22 protein-coding genes and 1 tRNA gene are annotated in these 23,190 nt (G+C 63.2%); 13 read left to right on the forward strand and 10 right to left on the reverse strand.

From position 1 onward, the window contains the following. Positions 1–15: 15 nt before the first annotated feature. The 6 genes from CEW87_RS09565 to CEW87_RS09590 all read left to right on the forward strand — a co-directional run bounded on the left by CEW87_RS09565 (position 16) and on the right by CEW87_RS09590 (position 6,658). A complete protein-coding gene (locus CEW87_RS09565; RefSeq protein WP_108972562.1) occupies positions 16–1,863 on the forward strand; it encodes a TonB-dependent receptor domain-containing protein in 1,848 nt (615 codons plus the stop codon). A gap of 45 nt (positions 1,864–1,908) precedes the next feature. After that, a complete protein-coding gene (locus CEW87_RS09570; RefSeq protein WP_108977085.1) occupies positions 1,909–2,889 on the forward strand; it encodes a FecCD family ABC transporter permease in 981 nt (326 codons plus the stop codon). Between the two features lies 1 nt (position 2,890). Beyond that, positions 2,891–3,691, forward strand: a complete 801-nt coding sequence (locus tag CEW87_RS09575; protein ID WP_108972563.1) for an ABC transporter ATP-binding protein — start codon at positions 2,891–2,893, stop codon at positions 3,689–3,691. 115 nt (positions 3,692–3,806) lie between these two features. Further along, positions 3,807–4,415: a cob(I)yrinic acid a,c-diamide adenosyltransferase gene (gene cobO, locus CEW87_RS09580; RefSeq protein ID WP_108972565.1), complete on the forward strand. Its 609-nt coding sequence runs from the start codon at positions 3,807–3,809 to the stop codon at positions 4,413–4,415. Position 4,416: 1 nt separating this feature from the next. Continuing rightward, positions 4,417–5,274: a uroporphyrinogen-III C-methyltransferase gene (gene cobA / locus CEW87_RS09585; RefSeq protein ID WP_108972567.1), complete on the forward strand. Its 858-nt coding sequence runs from the start codon at positions 4,417–4,419 to the stop codon at positions 5,272–5,274. 67 nt (positions 5,275–5,341) lie between these two features. Beyond that, a complete protein-coding gene (locus CEW87_RS09590; protein ID WP_108977087.1) occupies positions 5,342–6,658 on the forward strand; it encodes a cobyrinate a,c-diamide synthase in 1,317 nt (438 codons plus the stop codon). Positions 6,659–6,698: 40 nt separating this feature from the next. Here the strand turns inward: CEW87_RS09590 and CEW87_RS09595 are convergent, their stop codons facing one another. From CEW87_RS09595 to CEW87_RS09630, 8 genes are all read right to left on the reverse strand, one after another. Next, entirely contained in the window at positions 6,699–7,811 is a 1,113-nt protein-coding gene (locus CEW87_RS09595) for an alkene reductase (RefSeq protein WP_108972569.1), read from the reverse strand. Between the two features lie 103 nt (positions 7,812–7,914). After that, entirely contained in the window at positions 7,915–8,208 is a 294-nt protein-coding gene (locus CEW87_RS09600; protein ID WP_108972571.1) for an ArsR/SmtB family transcription factor, read from the reverse strand. Between the two features lie 250 nt (positions 8,209–8,458). Next, positions 8,459–8,926, reverse strand: coding sequence for a YbjN domain-containing protein (locus CEW87_RS09605; protein ID WP_108972573.1), 468 nt, complete (start codon positions 8,924–8,926; stop codon positions 8,459–8,461). Positions 8,927–9,166: 240 nt separating this feature from the next. Further along, a tRNA-Gly gene (locus tag CEW87_RS09610) sits at positions 9,167–9,240 on the reverse strand. A 116-nt stretch (positions 9,241–9,356) separates the two neighbouring features. Next, entirely contained in the window at positions 9,357–11,087 is a 1,731-nt protein-coding gene (ptsP, locus tag CEW87_RS09615) for a phosphoenolpyruvate--protein phosphotransferase (protein WP_108972574.1), read from the reverse strand. 3 nt (positions 11,088–11,090) lie between these two features. Then, positions 11,091–11,360, reverse strand: a complete 270-nt coding sequence (locus CEW87_RS09620; protein WP_108950571.1) for an HPr family phosphocarrier protein — start codon at positions 11,358–11,360, stop codon at positions 11,091–11,093. Positions 11,361–11,419: 59 nt separating this feature from the next. Beyond that, positions 11,420–11,803 carry a PTS sugar transporter subunit IIA gene (locus CEW87_RS09625; protein ID WP_108972576.1) on the reverse strand — a complete coding sequence of 128 codons (384 nt, stop codon included), beginning with the start codon at positions 11,801–11,803 and terminating at the stop codon, positions 11,420–11,422. A gap of 23 nt (positions 11,804–11,826) precedes the next feature. After that, complete coding sequence (locus tag CEW87_RS09630; protein WP_108972578.1) at positions 11,827–12,759, reverse strand: LysR family transcriptional regulator; 933 nt, start codon at positions 12,757–12,759, stop codon at positions 11,827–11,829. Between the two features lie 113 nt (positions 12,760–12,872). On the opposite strand from CEW87_RS09630, the gene CEW87_RS09635 reads away from it, so the two are divergent. The 6 genes from CEW87_RS09635 to CEW87_RS22935 all read left to right on the forward strand — a co-directional run bounded on the left by CEW87_RS09635 (position 12,873) and on the right by CEW87_RS22935 (position 20,105). Continuing rightward, positions 12,873–13,259: a DUF4398 domain-containing protein gene (locus CEW87_RS09635; protein WP_108972580.1), complete on the forward strand. Its 387-nt coding sequence runs from the start codon at positions 12,873–12,875 to the stop codon at positions 13,257–13,259. Continuing rightward, positions 13,259–14,119 carry an OmpA family protein gene (locus tag CEW87_RS09640; protein WP_108972582.1) on the forward strand — a complete coding sequence of 287 codons (861 nt, stop codon included), beginning with the start codon at positions 13,259–13,261 and terminating at the stop codon, positions 14,117–14,119. The genes CEW87_RS09635 and CEW87_RS09640 overlap by 1 nt, the downstream gene beginning before the upstream one ends. Positions 14,120–14,285: 166 nt before the next feature. Continuing rightward, positions 14,286–15,320, forward strand: a complete 1,035-nt coding sequence (locus CEW87_RS09645) for an inorganic phosphate transporter (RefSeq protein WP_234421711.1) — start codon at positions 14,286–14,288, stop codon at positions 15,318–15,320. Between the two features lie 9 nt (positions 15,321–15,329). Continuing rightward, the gene (locus CEW87_RS09650; RefSeq protein ID WP_108972585.1) at positions 15,330–15,971 is read left to right on the forward strand and encodes a DUF47 domain-containing protein; all 642 of its coding nucleotides are present in this window, start codon (positions 15,330–15,332) and stop codon (positions 15,969–15,971) included. Between the two features lie 157 nt (positions 15,972–16,128). After that, a complete protein-coding gene (locus CEW87_RS09655; RefSeq protein WP_108972587.1) occupies positions 16,129–17,544 on the forward strand; it encodes a PAS domain S-box protein in 1,416 nt (471 codons plus the stop codon). 14 nt (positions 17,545–17,558) lie between these two features. Continuing rightward, entirely contained in the window at positions 17,559–20,105 is a 2,547-nt protein-coding gene (locus CEW87_RS22935; protein WP_159098133.1) for an EAL and GGDEF domain-containing protein, read from the forward strand. A 19-nt stretch (positions 20,106–20,124) separates the two neighbouring features. Here the strand turns inward: CEW87_RS22935 and CEW87_RS09665 are convergent, their stop codons facing one another. Together CEW87_RS09665 and CEW87_RS09670 are read right to left on the reverse strand one after the other, a co-directional pair. Beyond that, complete coding sequence (locus CEW87_RS09665) at positions 20,125–21,750, reverse strand: ABC-F family ATPase (RefSeq protein ID WP_108972591.1); 1,626 nt, start codon at positions 21,748–21,750, stop codon at positions 20,125–20,127. An 82-nt stretch (positions 21,751–21,832) separates the two neighbouring features. Continuing rightward, positions 21,833–22,369: a GNAT family N-acetyltransferase gene (locus CEW87_RS09670; RefSeq protein ID WP_234421712.1), complete on the reverse strand. Its 537-nt coding sequence runs from the start codon at positions 22,367–22,369 to the stop codon at positions 21,833–21,835. Positions 22,370–22,602: 233 nt separating this feature from the next. Here CEW87_RS09670 and CEW87_RS09675 point away from each other — a divergent pair, with 233 nt between their 5' ends. After that, on the forward strand, positions 22,603–23,187 hold the full coding sequence (locus tag CEW87_RS09675; protein WP_159098134.1) for a DUF3592 domain-containing protein: 585 nt from the start codon (positions 22,603–22,605) through the stop codon (positions 23,185–23,187). Positions 23,188–23,190: the final 3 nt, after the last annotated feature.

A 23,190-nucleotide genomic window follows, 5' to 3' on the forward strand; every position in this document is an offset into this window, starting at 1 on the left:
CAGGGAGTCTTTCCAGTGAAAATCCAGCTTTCCATCATCGCGTCGGCGTGCGCGCTCGTTTACCCCGTACTCGGCCAGGCGCAGACCGCGCATGGCGAATCCGAACTCGATCAGGTCGTTGTTACGGCCACCCGTCAGCCCGTCAGTGCCTCAGAAGCACTGGCCAGCGTTGAGGTGATCGGTCGTGAGGAAATCTCCGCGGCAGGTAATTCGAGCCTGGTCGAGCTGCTCTCGGCGCGATCCGGCATCCAGGTCGTGAGTAACGGCGGCGCCGGCGCGAGCAGCAGCATCTACATTCGCGGTGCCAATTCCGGTCACACGCTGGTTCTGATCGACGGCATGCGGGTGGGGTCTGCGACCAATGGTTCGCCCTCGCTGGAAACGATTCCCCTGGCCCTGATCGATCGTGTCGAAATCCTGCGCGGGCCGGCAAGTGCGCTGTACGGCTCGGACGCAATCGGCGGTGTGATCCAGATCTTTACCCGCAAGGGCAAGGAAGGCTTCCAGCCGTCGGCTCGCATCGGCTTCGGCACCGAAAACAGTCGTTCCCTGGAGGCCACGGTCGCAGGCGGCGTGGATCGCCTGCGTTACAGTCTGGTCGTCGGTGAGGACCGCACCGACGGTATCAATGCCAGGCCCACCTCTTATGCAGGCAGGGATCAGGACGACGATGGTTTCCGCAACAATTACGTCAATGGATCGCTGACGGTGGGCTTGCGCGAGCGCGACGAGATCGGCCTGTCAGTGTTTCATACCGATGGCCGCAGCTGGTACGACGCCGGCAAGACCTACGACTCCTACCTGGATAAGCAGACCGATACCGCGAGCGTTTACATGCGCAACCAGATCACTGGCGATTGGGCCAGCACGGTCAAGGTCGGCTACAGCGCGGACACCTCGCATGACCACTCCACCGCGACCTCAACATCCGAGTTCGATACGGCGCAGACGCAGTTCACCTGGCAAAACGATGTCGCGCTGGCCGGCGGGTCGCTGCTGGCCGCATACGAGTATCTCGAGCAGAACGTGAGCACGACCACCGCGTATGCCAAGACGCAGCGCAACACCAATTCGCTGGTGCTCGGCTGGGGCGGTCAGTTCGACAAGCACAGCGTCCAGTTCAATGTCCGTCACGACGATGATTCGCAATTCGGCGGGGAGACCACCGGGTCGGCGGCATATGGCTATCAGTTCCTGCCCGAATGGCGTGTGCATGGCAGTATCGGCACCGCGTTCAAGGCACCGACCTTCAACGATCTGTACTACCCGCTGGCATGTTTCGGTTCTTACGGCTGCTTTGGCGGAAACGCCGACCTCAAGCCGGAAGAGGCGCTCAATCGCGAGTTCGGACTGGTCTGGGAGCGTGGTGCGACCGCGGTGCGCGCGACCTATTTCAACAACCGGGTGAAGAACCTGATCGACTGGAGCTCCGGCATCGCGGACAACGTCGCCACCGCAACGCTGGAAGGGGTGGAGCTGGGACTGACGACGATGGTGTACGGCTACCGCCTGCGTGCAAACGTGGACTTTCTCGAGGCCAAGGACAAGGATAGCGGCAATTACCTCGGGCGCCGCGCCAAGGAAAGCGCTTCGCTTGCCATCGATCGCAGCACGGGCGCCTGGACCTGGGGGATGGAGCTGACCGGGCAGGGACGACGTTTCGACACAACGGCGAGCAACACATCGGCCAAACGGCTGGCCGGATATTCCTTGCTCAATGCCTATGTTCACTACGCGCTGGCGCGCGACTGGAGTGTGGAGCTGCGTGCAAACAACATCCTCGACAGGGACTACGAACTGGCGCAGGGCTACGGGACGAAGGGCGCGAATGCCTTCGTTTCGCTGCGCTACGCACTGCACTGACAGCGCATGGTGGCCGCGGCATTGCACAAGGGCGGGGACTGCCTGATGACGGGCAGGCGCCGCCGCCTGCTTGTCGTCGCGGCGCTGCTGGTGCTGGTCGCGGCGCTGACGCTGGCGTGGGCGCTGATCGCGGGCAGTTTGCCCATCGCGCCCGCCGAGGTGCTTGCGGCGCTGGGCGGTGCCGACGGCATGTCCGCCAGCGTCGTTCGCGAACTCCGTCTGCCGCGCGCAGTGGCCACCTTTGTGTGTGGCGGCCTGCTCGCGCTGGCGGGGGCGCTGATGCAGGTCTTGCTGCGCAATCCCCTGGCCGACCCCTACATCCTCGGCATTTCCGGCGGCGCTGCGGTTGGTGCGCTGACCGGCATTTCGCTGGGGGCGGCATCCATCTGGATTGATGGCGGCGCGTTTGCCGGCGCCCTGATTGCCATGTTGCTGGTGTTCGGACTTGCGCACGGCGACGGCAGCTGGACGCAGACGCGCCTGCTGCTGACCGGTGTGATCGTGGCCGCAGGCTGTGGCGCGGCGGTAACGCTGATGCTGGCGCTGGCACCGGACACACGGGTGCAGTCGATGCTGTTCTGGTTGATGGGCGATGCCAGTGGCGCGTCCAACCCGTGGCCGGCACTGGGCGTGCTGCTGATCGGCCTGCTCGCGGTGCTGCCGTTTGCGCGTGATCTCAACGTGCTGGCACGAGGCGAGATGACTGCACATGCGCTCGGTGTGAGCGTCAAACGCCTGCGCCTCGGGCTGTACGTGCTGGCTTCGCTGCTGACCGCGGTGGCGGTGACGCAGGTGGGCTCGGTGGGTTTCGTCGGGCTGATCGTGCCGCATCTGGTGCGGCTCGCGCTGGGCAACGACCAGCGCGTACTGTTGCCGACCGCGGCAGTGGCGGGGGGCATTCTGCTGACCGTGGCCGATACGCTGGCGCGCACGGTGATGGCGCCGCAGCAACTGCCGGTGGGCGTGCTGACTGCACTCATCGGTGTGCCGGTGTTCCTGTTCCTGCTTGCACGTCATCCGCGCTGACATGAAGACTTCAGTCGCGCCCGCGCCCGCTTTCGACTCCCCCTTGCTCGAGGCCGACCGGCTCGCGCTGAAGGCGGGCGAACGCTGGCTGTGTTGCGAGTTCAGCCTCAAGCTGGCGATGGGCGAATGTCTGGTGCTGCTCGGACCCAATGGCGCGGGCAAGACCACGCTGCTGCATACCTTGGCTGGACTGCGCGAGCCCAGCGTCGGCTCGGTGCGCCTTGGCGGCGCGCCCTACGCGGGGTGGTCCGCGCTCGATGCAGCGCGGTTCCGCGGCGTGCTGCCACAGCAGCAACCCGACCACTTTGCCGCGTCCGTCCTGGAGTCCGTGCTCATCGGCCGTCACCCGCACCTCGGGCGCTGGGGCTGGGAAGGCACGGACGACGAACGCATCGCACGTGCGGCGCTTGCCGATGTCGGGCTGGCCGGCTTCGAGTGGCGCGACATCCTCACCCTGTCGGGGGGGGAGCGTCAGCGGGTAGCCGTTGCCGCACTGCTGGCGCAGGCGCCGCAACTGTTCCTGCTCGACGAGCCGCTCAACCACCTCGACCTGCGCTACCAGATTGCGGTGCTGGCCCTGTTCCGCCAGCTCGCGAACCAGGGTCGAGGGGTGGTCATGGTCTTGCATGACATCAATCTTGCCGCCCGCTTTGCCGACCACATCATCCTGCTCGATGGTCAGGGTGGCGTGATTGCCGGCGACCGCGACACCGTGCTGCAGGCCGAATGCCTGAGCCATGCCTTCGGGCATCCGCTGCGGCGCTTCGAGTTCGATGGGCGGGTAACCTTTCTGCCTGATTGAAGCCATGAACGCCGTATTCGTATGCTGCCCGCCAGAGGCAGTTTTTGCAGTTGGCAAGGTCATGGGCGTGTCGCAGTCCGTCACGCCAGCGAACCCCTGAACGAGAGAGAACACGATGAGCGAGAATCAGGACAAGGACGCGCGCCACAACGCCCGCATGGCGCGCAAGAAGGACGTGGTCGACAGCCACATCGCCGCAGCACAGATCGAACGCGGGGTGTTGCTGGTCAATACCGGCAACGGCAAGGGCAAGTCCAGCGCCGGATTCGGGCTGGTTGCGCGTGCGCTCGGCCATGGACAGAAGGTCGGCGTGGTGCAGTTCATCAAGGGCCGCTCGGATACCGGCGAGGAAGCCTTTTACCGCCAGCAGCCGGGTGTGAGCTGGCATGTGATGGGCGAGGGTTTTACCTGGGAAACACAGGATCGCGCCCGCGACGTGGCAGCGGCACACGCCGCCTGGGAGCAGGCTCGCCGCTTTCTGCGCGACCCGGAGACTGGACTTGTCGTGCTCGATGAGCTCAACATCGCGCTGAAGTACGGCTATCTTGAAGTGGATAGCGTGGTGGCCGACCTCATGGCCCGGCCGGTCGATCAGCACGTGGTGGTGACCGGCCGTGCAGCGCCGCCTGAACTGGTGGCGGTCGCCGACACGGTGACGGACATGACCGTGGTCAAGCATGCGTTTGCGGCCGGCATCAAGGCGATGGCCGGCATGGAGTGGTGAGATGAGTGTGCCCGTCATGCCTGGCGCGAGAGCCGGCGCCCAGCCCGGCCATGTGTATCTGGTCGGGGCCGGTCCCGGTGACCCGGAACTGCTGACGCTGCGCGGTGCGCGCCTGGTCGGGGGCGCCGATGTGGTGGTCTTCGACAACCTTGTCAGCCCCGCAATCGTCGCTCTGGCGCCTGCGGCGGCAGAGCGCATCTATGTCGGCAAGAAGGCCGCCGATCACACCCTGCCGCAGGACGAAATCAACCGCTTGCTGGTGACGCTGGCTCAGGCGGGAAAGCGGGTGGTGCGGCTGAAGGGCGGTGACCCCTTCATCTTCGGGCGCGGCGGTGAAGAGATGGAGGTGCTGGTCGAGGCCGGCATTACCGTCGAGGTGGTGCCGGGCGTCACGGCTGCTGCCGGCATTGCGGCGTATGCAGGTATTCCGCTGACCCACCGCGATCATGCGCAATCGGTGATCTTCACCACCGGTTTTCTCAAGAATGGCGCGCTCGATCTGGACTGGCCGATGCTTGCGCGCCCGGGGCAGACGCTGGTGATCTACATGGGCATCTCGCGCCTGGCCGAGATCTGTGACCAGCTCGTCGCTCATGGCCTGCAGGCGGACACGCCAGCCGGGGTGATAGAGCGCGGCACGACCGATGCCCAGCGCGTGGTAACGGCCGATCTTGCGACGCTGACCGAGCGGGTGCAGGCGGCCGGCATCCGCCCGCCAGCGCTGACCGTGGTCGGCGGAGTGGTCGGGCTCTACCCGCGTCTGGCATGGTTCACCCCGCAGGGTGCAGCGGATACACCCCATCCCCCGCACGCAGGCTGCGCGGTGGTGCATCCCGCAACGCCCGACGGCGAGCGCTAGCGCCCGGCCTACGCCGGCGCGCATCTTTTTCAGCCCTTCCAGACGCCCATTCGTGGCGTTCATCGACATGACCGATACCATTACGTCCCGCCATTGTCCGGCGCTATTCATCGCTGCCCCGGCCTCCGGCCAGGGCAAGACCACTGTCACGGCGGCGCTTGCGCGCATGCACAGCCGCCTTGGGCGCAAGGTACGGGTGTTCAAGTCGGGGCCTGACTTCCTTGATCCGCAGATTCATGCCGTGGCCAGCGCTGCGGCTGTGTACAACGTCGATCTCGGCATGTGCGGCGAGGACGACATCGCACGGCGTTTGTACGACGCGGCGGGTGAGGCCGATCTGATCCTGGTCGAGGGCGTCATGGGGCTGTACGACGGCTCGCCCTCGGGTGCGGACATTGCCTGCCGCTTCGGACTGCCCGTCATGGCCGTGATCGATGCCCGCGCGATGGCGCAGACCTTTGGCGCGCTGGCGCATGGGCTGGCGACCTACCGCGCAGGCCTGCCATTTGCCGGCGTACTCGCCAACCATGTCGGCAGCCCGCGCCACGCCGGAATGCTTGAGGCGTCCTTGCCCGGGGGCATGCGCTGGTTCGGCGCGCTCATGCGCGATGCCGATGCGGCCCTGCCCGAGCGCCACCTCGGACTGATGCAGGCGGCGGAGATCGAAGATCTCGATGCCCGATTGGATCGTCTGGCCGACAGCCTGGCGCAGACTGGCGCAGCGGACCTGCCGCCTGCCGTCGCCTTCACCGCTGCGCCCTCAGCCCCCGTGGCGCCGGTCCTTGCCGGGCATACGGTCGCGATCGCGCGCGATGCGGCCTACGGTTTCATCTATTCGGCCAATCTGGATAGCTTGCGCGCGCTGGGTGCCGAGCTCGCCTTCTTTTCTCCGCTCGCGGGCGACGGGCTACCTGCCTGCGATGCTGTGTGGCTGCCGGGTGGATACCCGGAACTGCATGGCGAGCGCCTCGCGGCCAATCGAGGGTTCTGGCAGGCGCTGCACGCACATGTCGATGCCGGCCGCCCGGTGCTGGCCGAGTGCGGTGGCATGATGAGTCTGTTCGAAACCGTGGTCGACAAGGCGGAGGAGGCGCACGCCTTCGGTGGGCTGCTGCCGGGGCGCGCCGTGATGCAGAAACGGCTTGCCGCACTCGGCCTGCAGATTGCCGAATTGCCCGAGGGCAGGCTGGCCGGGCACACCTTCCACTATTCAAAGAGCGAAACCCCGCTGCAGCCCCTGATTCGTGCGCACACGCCGGACGGGCGCGAGGGCGAGGCGATCTACCGTCGTGCCCGGCTGACCGCCTCGTACGTGCATCTGTACTTCCCGTCCAACCCGGCGGCGGTCGGGCGTCTGTTCGCCCGCGCTGACGGCCTCCGCTAAGAATGCCGGAGGCGTTCGCCATGCGGGCTGCGTGCTGGGATCAGGGCAGCGTCGGGTAGTCCAGGTAGCCTTTTTCCCCACCGCCATAGAAGGTCTTCGTGTCCGGCGTGTTGAGCTGCGCGCGTTCGCGCAGGCGGCGCACAAGGTCGGGGTTGGCGATGAAGGGCTTGCCGAAGGCGACCAGATCGGCGCGGCCATCGGCCACGACCGTTTCTGCCAGCGTGCCGTCGTAACCGTTATTCACCATCCATGCGCCAGCGCCACCAGCCTCGGCATAGGATTCGCGCAGGGCCGCGTAGTCGAAGGGCGTGTCGCCTTGCTGGAAATCACGCGCGCCACCGGTGGCGCCCTCGATCACGTGAATGTAGGACAGCGGCCATCTTGCGAGCTGTCGCACCACATAGTCGAACAGCGGCTGAGGATCGGGATCCGATGCGTCGTTGGCGGGCGTGACCGGCGAGATGCGAATGGCCGTGCGGCCGGCGCCGATTTCGGTGGTGATCGCTTCCATGACTTCAACCAGCAGGCGTGCGCGGTTCTCGATGCTGCCGCCGTAAGCGTCGGTGCGCTGATTGCTGCCGGAACGCAGGAACTGATCGATGAGATAGCCGTTCGCAGCATGCACCTCGACTCCGTCAAAGCCGGCATCGATCGCAGCGCGGGCCGCGCGCCGATAGTCTTCAACGATGCCAGCCAGCTCGTCCAGCGCCAGCGCCCGTGGTTGAGAGGTGGCAACGAACTCGCCGCTGCCATCCGCATTCACGATATAGGTCTTGGCTTTGGCCGTGATCGCAGAGGGGGCGACCGGCGCACCGCCAGCGGGCTGCAGCGAGGCGTGGGAAATGCGTCCGACGTGCCACATCTGCACCACGATTTTTCCGCCTTCGGCATGGACCGCATCGGTGACGCGACGCCAGCCGGCCAGCTGATCGGGCGCATACAGGCCGGGCACATCGGCATAGCCCTGGCCCTGCTGCGTGATGGCTGTCGCCTCGGTGATGAGCAGGCCGGCGCTGGCGCGCTGTGCGTAGTAGGTGGCGGTCATCGTGCCGGGAACTGCGCCGGGTGAGCGGTTGCGGGTCAGCGGGGCCATGACGATACGGTTGGAAAGCGCGATGTCGCCGGCGGTAAATGGGTCGAACAGGGTAGGCATGGGAGGTCTGTGTCCTGTAGTGAAGGGCGTTTCTGGAGCCTGGTGCTGATGATCGGGCGCGTGTTCAGTGCTGTGCCACAGGGGCCTGGGAGCAGGCGAAGCCCTAGAGCTCGTCGCTGATCTGGCGCAGGAAAGTGCTGATCGTTTCTTCGTTGCGTTTGTAGAACACCCACTGGCCGATGCGCCGCGTGCTGACCAGACCGGCGTTCTGCAGGGTGGCGAGGTGGGTGGATACCGTGGATTGCGACAAGCCGCAGCGCTCGAACATGCCCGCACACACCCCGACTTCGAGGGGGTGGGCTTGCTCGGCGAAGTGTTTTTCGGGCGCCTTCAGCCACTGCAGGATTTCGCGCCGCACAGGGTGTGCGAGTGCCTTGATGATGACGTCGATGTTCATGTTGGGGGCTTGGCGCCAGGCTGGATCCAATATCGAATCTTCTCGAATTTTATATCTGGAAAGCTCGAAGTATATATCGAGAATTTGCGATATAAAAGCGCGTGAGAAGTGAAGCGCTCTCCACGTGCTTGAATTGACGGATGACGTCGAGGAGTGGGCGCATCCGCATCCGCGACGCACCTCAGGGTCTTGTGTTCAGGCCCCGGGTGCTCCGCCCCAGCGGCCTGATCCTTGCGTCAGTCGGACGGCATTACTGGAGTACTTCTTCCTTGAAGCTCTCCATCGCCTTCGTCCACCAGTTGAATGAGTCTTCGAGATTTCTGGTGCTGACGCCGTAGTCGATATTCACGACCATCTCCAGTCGCGGATCGCCATCGCGGTCAAGATAGGCCTTGCCGTAGCGTTTCTCGAGGTTCCAGCGGTTGATCTTTTCGAGCGACACCTTGGTGCCACTCCAGCCCGCCGAGAACTGGATATCGTCGCAGTCCTTGCCCTTCCTGCACCCATAGAAATAGATGCCGTACTTGGTGCCATCAATCCGCCCCACGATGCGCGGGTCGCCTTGCCCGTCCCTGCCGAGTTCGGCCGAGCCGAAACCTCTGGCGATCTCATAGATGCGAGATGGATCGGTTGCATCGATCATTGCGGCGAGCGATGGGCTTGCGCAGGCGAGGAGCAAGCTTGAAAACGCCAGTGTCTGCGCCGCGACGTTCTTCATTGTGGTGACTCCCTCAGCAAAAAATCCAATGGCATTCGAGCACAGTGCTGAATGCGCTCATTCAAACGCGCACGAGGCTCAACCGCGTCATGCGGTGGCCCATGCGCAGAGCGCGAGCGATATTAGGCGTATAACCACGCTCATGAAATGGATTCGATCACGGATGCGTGAAGATGCCTGGCTCACTGCGCAGAAAAGCGGGCAGGGGGGGCTTCTGTTGTGCTCTGGACGTATTGCAGATGGAGCGGGCGAAGGGAGTCGAACCCTCGTCATGAGCTTGGGAAGCTCAGGTAATGCCGTTATACGACGCCCGCGCTGAGGAAAGCCTGAGAGGCCTTCACTGGACAGGCCGCCATTCTAATGGCGGGCGTCACCGTGCGCAATCGTGCTGATGAAAGCGTGTGCAAATGCAGGGGAGTTGGCCGCCCGGTCAGCTCCCGAGGCGCTCCACGGCCTCGCGTACGCGCGCCGGTTCGTCCATCTTGAGAATGCGCTGAACTCGCGGTGCGAGCTCGCCCACATCGGCCCGCAGCACTTGCTGCTTGACCCCGAGGATATGCGCCGGGTGCATCGAGAAGTTGCGCAGTCCCATGCCGAGCAGCAGTTCGGTATAGGCCGGGTCGCCTGCCATCTCGCCACACACCGAGACCGGCATGCCGAAGCGAACTCCGGCCTGTATCGTGCCGCTGATGAGCTTGAGCACTGCCGGATGCAGGGGGTCGTAGAGATGGACGACGGACTCGTCCGAGCGGTCGATGGCGAGCGTGTACTGGATGAGGTCGTTGGTGCCGATCGAGAGAAACGACAGGCGGCGGATGAACATGCCAAGCGACAGTGCGGCAGCGGGCACCTCGATCATGCCGCCGATGGGCACGGCTTCGTTGAACTTGACCTTTTCGGCGCGCAGCTCGGTCTTGGCCTTCTCGATCAGGGTCAGGCACTGGTCGATTTCGTGCGCATGCGCCAGCATCGGCACCATGATCTTCAGTTTGCCGTGCGCGGAAGCGCGCAGCAGCGCACGCAACTGGGTCAGGAACATCTTCGGCTCGGCCAGCGAGTAGCGCACCGCGCGCAGGCCCAGGGCAGGGTTGGGTTCGTTGCGGCCGTGGCTGCCATTGAGCGCCTTGTCGGCGCCGACGTCGAAGGTGCGGATGGTCACCGGCTTGCTGGGCATGGCCTTGAGTACGGCGCGATAGGCTTCGTACTGCTCGTCCTCGTCGGGCAGGGTGTCGCGGCCGATGAAGAGAAACTCCGTTCGATACAGGCCGACGCCGTCGGCGCCCACAGCCTTCACCTGTGGCAGGTCCTTCGGGCCTTCGATGTTGGCAAGCAGATTGACGTCTTCGCCGTCGAGCGTCGTGGCGCGCGTGTCCTTGAGCCGGTTGAGCTTGGATTTTTCCAGTTCGAGCTCGGAGCGGCGCAGGCGGTACTCCTGCACGACCGTTTCGTCGGGACCGACGATGGCGACGCCACGGGTGCCATCGACGATGATGAGCTCGCCGTCTTCCACGAGGTCGCGAATATGGTGCAGGCCAACGACTGCGGGAATGGACAGGCTGCGCGCGACAATCGCGGTGTGGCTGGTCGGGCCGCCCACATCGGTGACGAATCCCGAGATGTTGTGGTCGCGGAAGCCGATCGTGTCGGCTGGAGACAAGTCGTGCGCCACGACCACGGTGCCCAGTCCGTCGCGGCGTTTGGGCGGCAGGTGGCCGGGGTGGCCGAGCAGGACTTTAACCAGGCGTTCGACCACCTGTACGACATCGGCCTGGCGCTCGCGCAGATAGGGGTCCTCGATCTGGCGGAACTGCTCGACGACCAGCTCCATCTGCTGGACCAGCGCCCACTCGGTGTTGCAGCGTCGCGACTCGATCAGCTTGCGTGCGGCATCGATCAGCATCGGGTCGGCCAGCATCATCAGCTGCAGATCGACAAAAGCGCCCACTTCGTTGTGACTGGCCCCCGAGCTGGCCGAGGCCTTGAGTCCGATGAGTTCACCCTGCACGGTGGCAAGCGCATCGTCCAGACGTGCCAGTTCGTCGGCCAGGTGTTTTGGCGGAACGTGGTAGTGGTTGACCTCGAGCAGCGCGTGAGACACGAGGTGCACCTGGCCGATGGCGATACCTTGCGAGACGGGCAGTCCGTGCAGCGTAAACGCCATCGTCTATTCCTCTTCGCCGAAGCGGTCTGCAATCAGTGCCTTGATCTGTTCGAGTGCGTTCTCGGCGTCGACTCCGGCGGTCTCGACACTGATCGTCGCGCCCCGCGCAGCGGCGAGCATCATGACGCCCATGATGCTCTTTGCATTGACCCTGCGGCCGTTCCGCTCCAGCCAGACCTCGGCGCCGAAGCCGCTTGCCAGTTGGGTCAGTTTGGCCGATGCGCGCGCATGCAGGCCAAGTTTGTTGATGATTTCCACGTCCGCTTTGGGCATCTTGCGTCTCGCTCGACTTCCGGTTTCTGGTTTGTAGTGTGAGGTCAGGACTTGCTGCTTTACTTCATGTGCATCACCCCCTCGCAGCCGCCCGAGATGGCACGCTGTATGAGGGTGGAAAGGTCTTTTTCCCGGTATGTCAGGACGCGCAGCAACATGGGCAGATTCACGCCCGCGACGCCCTCGACCACGCCGGGTTTCAGGAGCTTGGTCGCGATATTGGACGGCGTTGCGCCGTAGATGTCGGTCAGTATCACCACGCCACGACCGCTGTCCGCCCAGGACACCATCTGCCGCGCGGTCGGCAGCAGGTCGAGCGGGTCGTCCTGCGCGGACACGCCCAGCTGAATGATATTGGCAGGGCGCTTGTTGAGCACATGGCAGGCACACTGAATGAGCGATTCGCCCAGCGTGGCATGAGTGATGAGAAAGATACCGATCATGTCGAAATCCGGTTGACCGGCCCTTATTCTATCCGAGACGACGGCTTGTGGCCCTGCGACGCGTCTTCGAGAATTTCGTCCGCGGTGCCGAAGCCGGCGACCGAGATTCTCTGGCCTGCGTTCAGAACGTCCAGTGCCTCAAGAATGACAGGCAGTTTGGGGTTGCGGTTGAGATAGATGCCATACACGCCGCGGCTGATCGGCACCGTGTCCTTAACGACAAACAGGTTGCCGGCGTCGACCTCGGGCTGGATGACACGGCCGGGCAGGAAGGCTGCGCCTCCGATGGCTTTCAGGTAGGCCAGCGCCATGGCGGAGTTCGAAACGGTGGTCATTGGCGCCGGTGCTTCGGGAAAGCGCTCACGGTGCTCGACCTCGAAGGCCTGCCCCCAGTCGATCATCACGTAACCCTTGCCGAGGGCCTCGGTGGCGGTCTGCCCTGGACTTGTGGACACCAGAAAAAGATCAATTTGTGTCAGCCGGGTTTCGGTCATCAGTTCGATGCGCGGGGGTTCGAGCATGACCACAACGTCGAGCAAGCCGTCGAACAGCCGCGAGATCAGGATTTCGGGCGCACCCGTTTCAACCGTCAGTGCGATGTCGGGACGCGCCCGGCGCAGCGCATGCAGCCAGCCATCCTGCAGAAAGATGTCCCACAGGCGCAGGCTGCCGGCGATGGAAAGTTGCGGGGTTTCGACGCCATCCTTGCCGACGATATGACGCGCACGACGCCACTCGGAGATGATCAGGTCGGCCGAATGCAGGAAGCGATGGCCTTCAGGCGTGATGCGCACGTCGCGACGTGTGCGATCGAACAGACGTGCGCCAAGCAACGCCTCAAGCTGTTTGATACGTGCACTGACTGCGGCCTGGGTGACGTGCAGCGATTCCGCCGCCGCACCGAAGTGCCGCAGACGATGAACTTCCACGAAGGTGCGGAGGAGGTCGATGTCCATTGATCAAAATTATTTGTTGAAGTGACAAAAATATATCGTTTTATTTGTTGGTTGTCGCCCTATACGATGATGGCTGAATTTGTTCTTCACCGTTCAACAGCGAAGGAGTTGCTATGAGCTTGAGCGTTTCGAAGTACCGCCCGCTGACCGTGGCTGCCAGTGTTCTGGCCGTTCTCTTTGTGACCGGGTGTGCAAGCAAGATGGGACCGCCGGTTGCCGAGCTGTCCTCCGCACAATCATCGCTTTCGCAGGCCGAGTCTGCCGGTGCGCGCACGCATGCGCCGCTGGAGTTGCTGACTGCCCGCGAAAAACTCTCGCAGGCCGAAGCGGCCATGCGCAGCGAAGACTTTGAGCGTGCCAAGGTACTAGCAGAGCAGGCCGCTGTCGATGCGCGTCTGGCAGAGGCCAGAGCCCGCACGGTGCGCTCGCAGCGTGCAGTCACTGAAGTGCAGGAGAGCATCGAGACCCTGCGTGGCGAACTGGATCGGAGGCCGAAATAATGAAAATTGAGCTGAACAAGACCAACAACAGTGCCCCGCGTCTGCCGACGGTGTTCTCACGACGCAGTCTGAGTGTGATTGCAGGGCTCCTGCTCGTCGCTGGCTGTGCCGGCATGCCCAAGGAAAACGCCATGCTGACCGATGCACGCGAGGCGTATCGCAGCGCAAGCGCTGACCCGCGGGTTGTGCGCAGCGCAGCGGTCGAGCTCAAGAGTGCGGAGCAGTCGCTGCGCGAGGCCGAGAGCATCATGAGCCAGGGCGGAGAGCTCGACATGGTCGAGCACCAGGCCTATCTCGCCCGCCAGCGCGTCAATATTGCGCTCGAGAAAGGACTGCAGGCGAAGGCTGATGAAGAAGTCGCCGCCGCTCAGCGTGTCCGCAGCGATGCGGTGATTGGGGCCAGAACGGACGAAGCCGAGGCCGCACGGGTCCGTGCCCGCGAACTTGAGCAGCAGTTGGCGGAACTGAAGGCAAAGCCGACCGATCGCGGCATGGTGCTGACCCTGGGCGACGTGTTGTTCGATACCGGCAAGGCCGAGCTCAAGCCGGGTGCGATGCGCACCATCGATCAGCTTGCCGCCTTCATGAACAGGCATCCGGCACGCACGGTGCTGGTCGAGGGGCATACGGACAGCGTGGGTTCGGCGGCCTATAACCGCAAGCTTTCCGAGCAGCGTGCAGATTCAGTCCGTTACGCCTTGTTGAACCGTGGCATTGCAAGCACGCGGATTGTGGTTCGTGGCCTGGGTCTCGATTACCCGATTGCGAATAACGCCACTGCAGAAGGGCGTCAGACCAACCGCCGGGTTGAGGTCATCATCTCCGACGAGTCCGGTCGCATCTCGGAACGCGCTCGCTAACACCACGAGCCTTTCCTTCAGCCCGACACATGCCTGATTAGGCTGTGTCGGGCTTTTCTGCGTTCAAGGGGCTAAGAGCGCCGCCCTTGCGCAATGCCGCATGCTTTGTCCCCGGTATCCGCCTATCATCGCGGATTGTTGTCTCTTTGCCGCGGAGTGTGTGCCGGTGGACCTTGTCCTCGTTATTACCGTGTGCGCCGTTGCGACCGTCCTGCTGTTCGACTACACGAATGGCTTTCATGATGCTGCAAACGTCGTCGCCACCGTCATTGCCTCGCGTGCGATGAGCCCGGCGCAGGCCGTATCGGTGGTCGCAGTCTTCGAGTTTCTCGGACCCCTGCTCGGGGGGACGGCAGTGGCCAACACGATTGGCGGTTTCGTTGATCTTGCGGGCGTGCCGGTCATGTTGTCTCTTGGGGTCTTGCTGGCCGGCTTGATCGGCGCCATTGGGTGGAACCTGCTGACCTGGTGGAAAGGCATCCCGTCTTCTTCGTCCCATGCGCTGGTTGGCGGGCTTGTCGGTGCGGTTGTGAGCTCGGCGGGTGTCGATCACGTGGTGTGGGGGTTTTCGGCGCTGGCTGAGGGCCATCTTTCGGGGGTGACCAAGGTCTTGCTGGCGCTGGTCCTGTCTCCACTGCTTGGTTTTTTTGTTGGCTACCTGATACACCGTTTTCTGTCCTTGCTGTTCCGCGCGGCACGACCGACCCTCAACCGCCATCTGCGGCTGTCCCAGTATGTGACCACCGCCGGACTGGCGTTTGCGCACGGGGCGAACGATGCGCAGAAGAGCATGGGCATTCTCACGCTGGTACTCTTGCTCGGCGGTTTCATTCCGAGCTTCGACGTGCCGCTCTGGGTCATGCTCGTGTGCGCCATCGCGATGACGGCAGGCGTGCTGACGGGCGGCTGGCGCATCGTGCGCACGCTCGGGTTCGCGGTGTACAAGGTGCGACCGCTGCATGCGCTCGATTCGCAACTCACCTCGGCCGCGGTCATCCTCTCCGCCTCGCTTGTGGGGGCGCCGGTATCGACAAGCCATGTCGTGGCCAGTTCGATCATGGGGATCGGCGCGTCCGAACGTCCGCGCAGCGTGCGCTGGGGCAAGGCGGGCGAGATCGTCGCGACCTGGGTGATCACGATTCCGGCCTCGGCGGCAGCCGGTGCCATGGTGCTGCTGCTGCTGCGCCCCTTGCTTTATTGAGGTCAGGACATGACAGAACCGACACGCTCCATCGTTTTTCGGGTGCTCGACCGCATCTTTCCAAAGGCGCCGGACTTTCATCGGCTGCTCACCGAACAGGCGCTGCAGGTGGTACATACCGTCACCCTGCTGGTGCAGTTCATGGAGCAGGCGACCCCCGCGGTCGCCAAACAGATCAAGGCCGATGAGCATGCTGCCGACCGCCTCAAGATTCACAATCTGCATACCCTGAACGAAGCGTTCTCCACGCCGTTCGACCGGGAGGACATTTACCGCGCGATCATGGATCTCGACGAGGTGGTGAATTACTGCAAGAGCACCGTCAACGAGATGGACGTGCTCGGCGTCGGGCCTGACCCTTACACGATGGAGATGGCGCGGGCCTTGCAGCAGGGGGTGAAGGCGCTGGCGACAGGCTTCTCAGTGCTGGCCAAACAGCCCGCACTGAGTGCGGAGTGCGCCGACGTCGGGCGCAAGGCTGAGCGCAAGGTTGAAAAGCTCTACCGCAAGGCGCTCGCGGAACTATTTCAGGGTGAGGACTACCTGAACATGTTCAAACGGCGTGAAATCTACCGCCACCTTTCGAACGCGGCGGACCGCATGGCGCATTGTTCGAACACGCTGCACGACATTGTCGTCAAGACTTGTTGAGCTGCGTTCGAGGCCGGGCAGTGCCAGCCGTGACGGGGAGCACAAACGCTGGAGCGGATTGCTTCATAATTGGCTGACGACACGATCAGGCCTTATGGCGAACTCGGGTGAGCGGCCGGGATGTCCCGAATGGCCTCCGAAGGGCCCCTGAATCATCATGAACACCACTGCGCCACCCGAAGGTGATCCCATCAACGCATTACATCTAGCGACTTCGCTGGCGGGTGCATCCGACCTTGTCTTCCTCAAGGACAGGGAAGGGGTGTTCCTTGCCTGCAATGCCCGCGTCGCATCGGTTTTCGGGCTCCCTGAAGCAGAGGTGCTCGGCAAGTGCGATTACGACCTGCTTCGTCCTGAACTCGCCGAGTCCATCCGTGCCGAGGATCGCGCCGTGATTCAGAGCGGTGAGCCTGCGCGGCACCGTGACTGGATCGACTTCGCTGACGGACATCGCGAACTGCTGGAAACGGTCAAGACGCCGATGTTCAGTGCCGATGGGGAACTGCTCGGTGTGCTGGGCGTTGCACGTGACGTGACCGCGCTGCATCAGGCTCAGGAGCGGCTCGCCGAGCGTGAGGAGGTCTATGGTGCCATCGTCAATCAGGCTTTGGATTCGATCCTGCTGTTCGATGCCGATAGCGGTGCCGTGCTCGAGTTCAACGAAGCCGCACATCGTAATTTCGGCTATGGCCGCGAGGTGTTCGACAAGCTCAATCTGAGCGATTTTGGGGCGGCTCTCGATCAGGCACGGCTTGTGAGACATATCCGGCAGGTCATCGCTCAGGGGGAGAGCGTGTTCACCACGCAGTACCGGAATCGCAGCGGTGAGCTGCGCGATGTACGGGTGAGTGCGCGCGCCTTGGCGCTGCGCGGGCGCCGCTGCGTGTCCACGGTGTGGAGCGACATTACCGCGAGCGCGCGGTCACAGCGCATGCTCGAACTTGCAAACAGCACGCTGGAGCGCGTTGCGCGCGGGGAAGCGCTGAGTGACACATTGCTGTACGTGACGACACTGCTCGAGGAGCAAAACCCGGACATGCTGTGCTCCATCCTGCTCATGGACGAGGACGGGATGCATCTGCAGACAGGGGCTGGTCCGAGCTTGCCCGACGCTTATTGCGAGGTCATCAATGGCGCGCGCATCGGTCCTGCGGCAGGCTCTTGCGGTACGGCCGCCTTCACCGCGAAATCCGTATTTGTCAGCGACATCGAGCACAGTCCGCTGTGGGTGGACTACGCAGAAATTGCGCTTGCTCACGGTCTGCGTGCGTGCTGGTCGGTGCCGCTGCTTGCCACCGATGGTCGCGTGCTGGGCACTTTTGCGGCCTATTACCGCACGCCGCGCGAGGCGGCCGAGCACGAACGCCAGCAGTTCGACAGCATCAGCCAGCTGCTTTCGATTGCGCTGGAGCGCCACCGCGAATCGTCGAGGCTTGCTGCGAGTGTCGAGGAGATGCGGCGTTGGTATGCGGTCACACTGGGGCGGGAGTCACGAGTGCTCGAATTGAAGGACGAGGTCAACGCCCTGCTGCGTCGCCTTGGGGAGCCGCCACGATACGGGAGTGAGCCATAGTGAAGCATGTCGATTTGGACTCACTGTTTCGTTCGGTTGTAGCGCAGTCGCTGGTTGCGATCTACGTGATCCAGGATGGGCGCTTTCGCTATGTCAATCAGGCCTTTGCCGCGATGTTCGGTTACGACTCGCCCACAGATGTGATGGATGGTGCAGAGATGAGCGCACTGGTCTCCGAGCGCGATCGCGGACTGGTACTCAGCAAGGTTGCGCAGCGCTTGTCCGGTGAGGTTCAGACATCGCACTACACGTTTGCCGGACTACGTCGCGATGGCGTCGAGGTTCAGGTGGAGGTGCATGGTAGCCGGGCGGAGTTCGAAGGCGCTCCGGCGGTGGCAGGCGTATGCCTGGACGTGACCCAGCGCCTCGAAGCCGAGCTTGCTGCGCGTCAGGCAAAAGGTGAAATGGCGCAGATGCTGCTGGATGCGGATCAGGCGCGTAAGGTGTTGCTGAGCGTGCTGGAGGATCAGCGGCGGGCAGATGACAGAATTCTGGAGCTCAACACGAACCTGGAGCAGCAACTGCACTACCAGCAGGCGCTGATCGACAATTTTCCGTTCCTGGTCTGGCTCAAGGATCGTGATGGTCGTTTTCTGGCAGTCAATCGCCAGATTGCCGAAGCATGTGGTGAGCCGGATCCGAAGGCGGTCAAGGGCAAGACTGATGCAGATCTGTGGCCGACAGAACTCGCCCGGCAGTATGTCGATGCTGACCGCGTAGTAATGGAGAGTGGCAAGTGCCTGTCGGTCGAGGAGCAGATTACGAGCCGAGGAGAACGGCGCTGGATTGAAACCTACAAGGCGCCGGTGCGCGACCGCAACGGCGGGTTGCTTGGTACGGTGGGTTTTGCGCGCGATATCTCGGATCGTCGCCGCGCCGACGAAGAACTTCGCCTGGCTGACCGCGTATTCAACAGCACGGTCGAGGGCGTTCTGGTGACGGACGCAAAGGGCTGCATCCTGACCGTGAACCCCGCTTTCGAAACGATTACCGGCTATCGCAAGGATGAGGTCCTCGGCGGCAATCCGCGCATTCTCAAGTCCGGCAGGCACCATGCGGAGTTCTATCGCGACATCTGGCGCAGCGTGAATGCCACCGGTCAGTGGCGTGGCGAATTGTGGAACCGGCGCAAGAGCGGCGAAATCTACCCGCAGTGGCTGACCATCAGCGTGGTGCGCGACAGCGACGAACTGATTACGCACTATGTGGCGGTGTTTAGCGACATCTCCACGCTCAAGGTGGCGCAGGAGAAGATCGACTTTCTCGCTTACCACGATTCGCTTACCCGCTTGCCCAACCGCATTCTGTTGCGTGACCGGCTCGAGCATGCATTGATGCGGGCGCGGCGCGACGATGGCGGGCTCGCCCTGCTGTTCTTCGATCTCGATCGTTTCAAGAGCGTGAACGACACGCTGGGGCATACGGTCGGCGATGAGTTGCTGATTGATGTCGGGAGTCGTATCAGCCGCCTGATCCGGTCCAGTGACACGCTTGCGCGTCTGGGGGGGGACGAGTTCGTACTGTTGATGGAAGACGAGACAGACGTGCGGCAGGTGACAACCGTCGCGCGCAAGATGCTCGACATCTTCTCCTCACCGCGCACGGTCGGCGGGCATGCGCTGACCGTGACCGCAAGCATCGGCATCGCACGCTACCCTGACGATGGGGAAGATGCCGACACGCTGTTGAAGCATGCCGACCTGGCGATGTACGAGGCCAAGTCGCAGGGCCGCAACACTTACCAGTTCTTCTCGCAGGATCTGACCAGCGGGGCGCTTGAGCGCCTGGTCATGGAGAACGCCTTGCGCGGGGCGGTGGTGCGCAAGGAACTGGTTCTGCACTACCAGCCACAGATCGATTTTACCGGTGGCGGCCTGGCCGGGGTCGAAGCGCTGGTGCGGTGGCAGCACCCCGAGCTGGGGCTGGTCTCGCCGGGCAGGTTCATCCCGCTTGCCGAGGAAATGGGCATCATCGGCGAGATCGGCGAGTGGGTCCTGAACGAGGCTTGCCGGCAGATGGTGGCCTGGGACACAGAGGGATTTGAAGTTCCGCTGATCGCGGTCAATCTGTCGGCGCGTCAGATCGATCGTGATCAGATCGTACAGATTACCGACAGCGCCCTGCGGCGCAGCGGTCTTGCTGCCGACCGTCTTGAGCTCGAGGTCACCGAGTCGATGATCATGCGCGAGCCCGAGCGGGCGCTGGGTGTTCTTGAGGGGCTTCGTGCGCTGGGCGTCGCGCTGGCGATTGACGACTTTGGAACCGGCTATTCAAGCCTGGCTTATCTCAGGCGACTACCGCTCAACCGGTTGAAGGTCGATCAGTCGTTCGTGAACGATATCGGTCGCGATGCCAACGGTGAGGCGATCATTCGCGCGGTGATTGCACTGGCGCGCAACCTCGGTCTCCGTACGGTTGCCGAAGGGGTCGAAACTCAAAGCCAGAGCGAATTTCTGCGAACCGAGGGCTGCGACATCGGGCAAGGCTATCTGTATGACAGGCCCTTGCCCGCCCCCAGCCTGCGCGCAGGCTGGGGGCAGGGCAGGAAGGTGGCGGACTAAGGGAGTCCGGCCCCGGCGATTACTCGACGCCCTGGCTGGACAGATACTCTTCGTAGGTGCCGCGATAGTCGATGATGGTGCCGTCGAGCTTGACCTCGATGATGCGGGTTGCCAGCGAGGACACGAACTCGCGGTCGTGCGAGATGAACACCAGGGTGCCGGGGAACTTGTCCAGGCCGGTGTTGAGCGACTCGATCGATTCCATGTCGAGGTGGTTGGTCGGTTCGTCCATCAGCAGCACGTTGGGACGCGACAGCATCAGCTTTCCGAACAGCATCCGCCCCTGCTCGCCACCGGAGATCACCTTGACCGATTTCTTGACTTCGTCACCGGAGAACAGCAGGCGGCCGAGGGTGCCGCGGATCAGGGTCTCGACATCGCCGCCGACAGCGTCTGCGGTGATGCGGGCGTAGTCGGCAATCCAGTCGGTCAGGCTGCTGTCCTTGGCAAAGTCGGACGAGTGATCCTGGGCGTAGTAACCGGGCTTGGCCTTCTCAGCCCATTTCACCGCACCCTTCTGCGGAGTGAGTTCACCGATCAGCAGCTTCATCAGCGTGGTCTTGCCGACGCCGTTCTCGCCGATGATGCCGACCTTGTCACCGGCATCGATCGCCAGCGAGAAGCGGTTGATCAGCGGCTTGTCCATGCCATCGTAGGCGAAGCTGATGTTGTCGACCTCGCAGGCGAGGCGGTGCAGCTTGTCCTTCTCGTCGTAGTCGAAGCGGATCCACGGGTACTGGCGCGACGAGGGCTTGACGTCTTCGGGCTTGAGCTTGTCGATCAGCTTCAGGCGGCTGGTGGCCTGCTTGGCCTTGGACTTGTTGGCCGAGAAGCGGCGCACGAACTGCTGCAGTTCGGAGATCTTGTCCTTGGCGCGCGAGTTGGCCGAGGACTGACGCTCGCGGGCGATCGTCGCCGCTTCCATGTAGTCGTCGTAGTTGCCGGCGTACACGGTGATGGTGCCGTAGTCCAGGTCGGCCATGTGGGTACAGACCTGGTTCAGGAAGTGGCGGTCGTGGGAGATGATCACCATCGTGCAGTCACGATTGTTGAGCACGTCTTCGAGCCAGCGGATGGTGTTGATGTCGAGGTTGTTGGTCGGTTCGTCGAGCAGCAGGATCTCGGGGTTGGCGAACAGGGCCTGGCACAGCAGCACGCGCAGCTTCCAGCCCGGCGCGACGTTCTTCATCGGGCCGTTGTGCAGTTCGGTGCCGATGCCGACGCCAAGCAGGAGTTCGCCCGCGCGCGCTTCGGCAGTGTAGCCGTCGTACTCGCCGAACTTGCCTTCGAGCTCGGCGGCGCGCATGTAGTCGTCTTCGGTGGCCTCGGGGTTGGCGTAGATCGCATCCTTCTCGGCCATGCACGCCCACATCTGCTCGTGCCCCATCAGCACCACGTCGAGTACGCGCAGGTCTTCATAACCGAACTGGTCCTGGCGCAGATAGGCCATGCGCTCGTGCGGATCCTTCGACACGTTGCCGGCAGAAGGCTCGAGTGCGTTGCACAGGATCTTCATGAAAGTCGACTTGCCCGCGCCGTTGGCGCCGATCAGGCCGTAACGGTTGCCGTCGCCGAACTTGACGGAGACGTTCTCGAACAGGGGCTTGGCCCCGAACTGCATGGTGATATTGGCGGCGACGAGCACGGTAAATCCTGTTTTTCAGATAAAACAAAGCCTTGCATTATAGCGCAAGGCAGGTTGCACTGCAGCGAAGGATCGGGGCGGACTAAGGCGATGAGGTATCAGGGTCGAGCCACTTCTGCAGAAGCTGGGCATGCCCGGCCGCAGGGTCGAGGACGTAGGGGCGAAAGCCTGCGCGCTCGTAGGTGGCAAGCGCCGTGTGATTGTTCGACAGCACTTCCAGCGTGAGCTTGCAGCAGCCGCGATTGCGGGCCGCCTTCTCCGCCGCGCCGAGCAGGGCCTGGCCCACACCGCGGCGGCGAAAGTCCGCATGCACGACCAGGTCGTGCACGTTCAGCAGCGGTGCTGCGGTGAAGGTCGAGAAGCCCTCGAAACAGTTGATCAGGCCGCAGGGCGTGTTGCCGCTGAAGGCAACAAAAGCGACGAAGTCGTTGCGCTGCAGCAGGCGTTCGGCGAGCGTGGTGCGAACCGATTCAGCCAGCGGCTTGCCGCCGCCCATCGGGTCCCGCGCATAGTGATCGAGCAGGTCGATGAAGGCGTGGGCATGGGGGGCGTGTGCGAGGTCCAGTTCGGTAATATGGAGTGCAGTCGCAGCGCTTGTGTTTTGAGTGCGGGGCATCATTGGGTATGTGTTTTTCGTCAGGGCGCCGGCCCCGGATGTGAGCGCTGGTGCAGGTGGGTCGTGCAGCTCGCGACCGATGGACCAGGGGCGGGCGCTGCGTCGGGAAATTCTCGCTCTCTGGCTGCAGCTTGTCGAGCATTGTGTCCGTATTGCATGCTTGCGAGGCTCATATGCCATTTTCAGTATCGTGCGTTGGGCCATAGAATATGGAATCTCTTACGGCCTGCGCCTACATGTCTCGAACCTCACTTAAGTTGTATCTTGTCGAAGGCGGGATCAGGCTCATCTTTCCGCTGTTTGGCGTCGCCTTGCTGGTGGCAGGTATTTTCGGTGCGATCTCGTTCGGGGTGCAGCCGCTGTACGAGGCAATGCAGACGCGGCAGTGGATGCCGGTGCCTGCCACGCTCGAAGTCGCGTCGATCGAGTCCGCTGACTTCCTCCACAACAGGCCGCTGCCGGCGCTGAAAGTGCGCTATCGCTACACGGTCGACGCCGAAGACTTTGTCGGTTCCCGTTATGACCTGCACCAGGGGGTGGGTTACCACAGGGCGCTCAAGGCTGTGTTGCAAGAGATGGTCGTCGGTCAGGCGGTTACCGCCTGGATCGATCCGGCCGATCCGGGCAAGGTTGTGCTTGTGCGCTCGCTCAACTGGACGCTGCTTGCGATGGCCTTGCCCTTTGTCGCGATTGCACTGCTCGGCGGCTTTTTGTTGCTCGGTGGCATGGTGGCCTGGAATCAGGCGCGGCCGCTGGGCAGTCCCGGGGGCAGTTCGGCGCAGGAGGCCAAGCCCCGACGCGCCCGGTCGTCCAGGACGTAGGAA

The sequence above is a fragment of the Parazoarcus communis genome, from assembly GCF_003111665.1.
GTDB classification, from domain to species: domain Bacteria; phylum Pseudomonadota; class Gammaproteobacteria; order Burkholderiales; family Rhodocyclaceae; genus Parazoarcus; species Parazoarcus communis_B.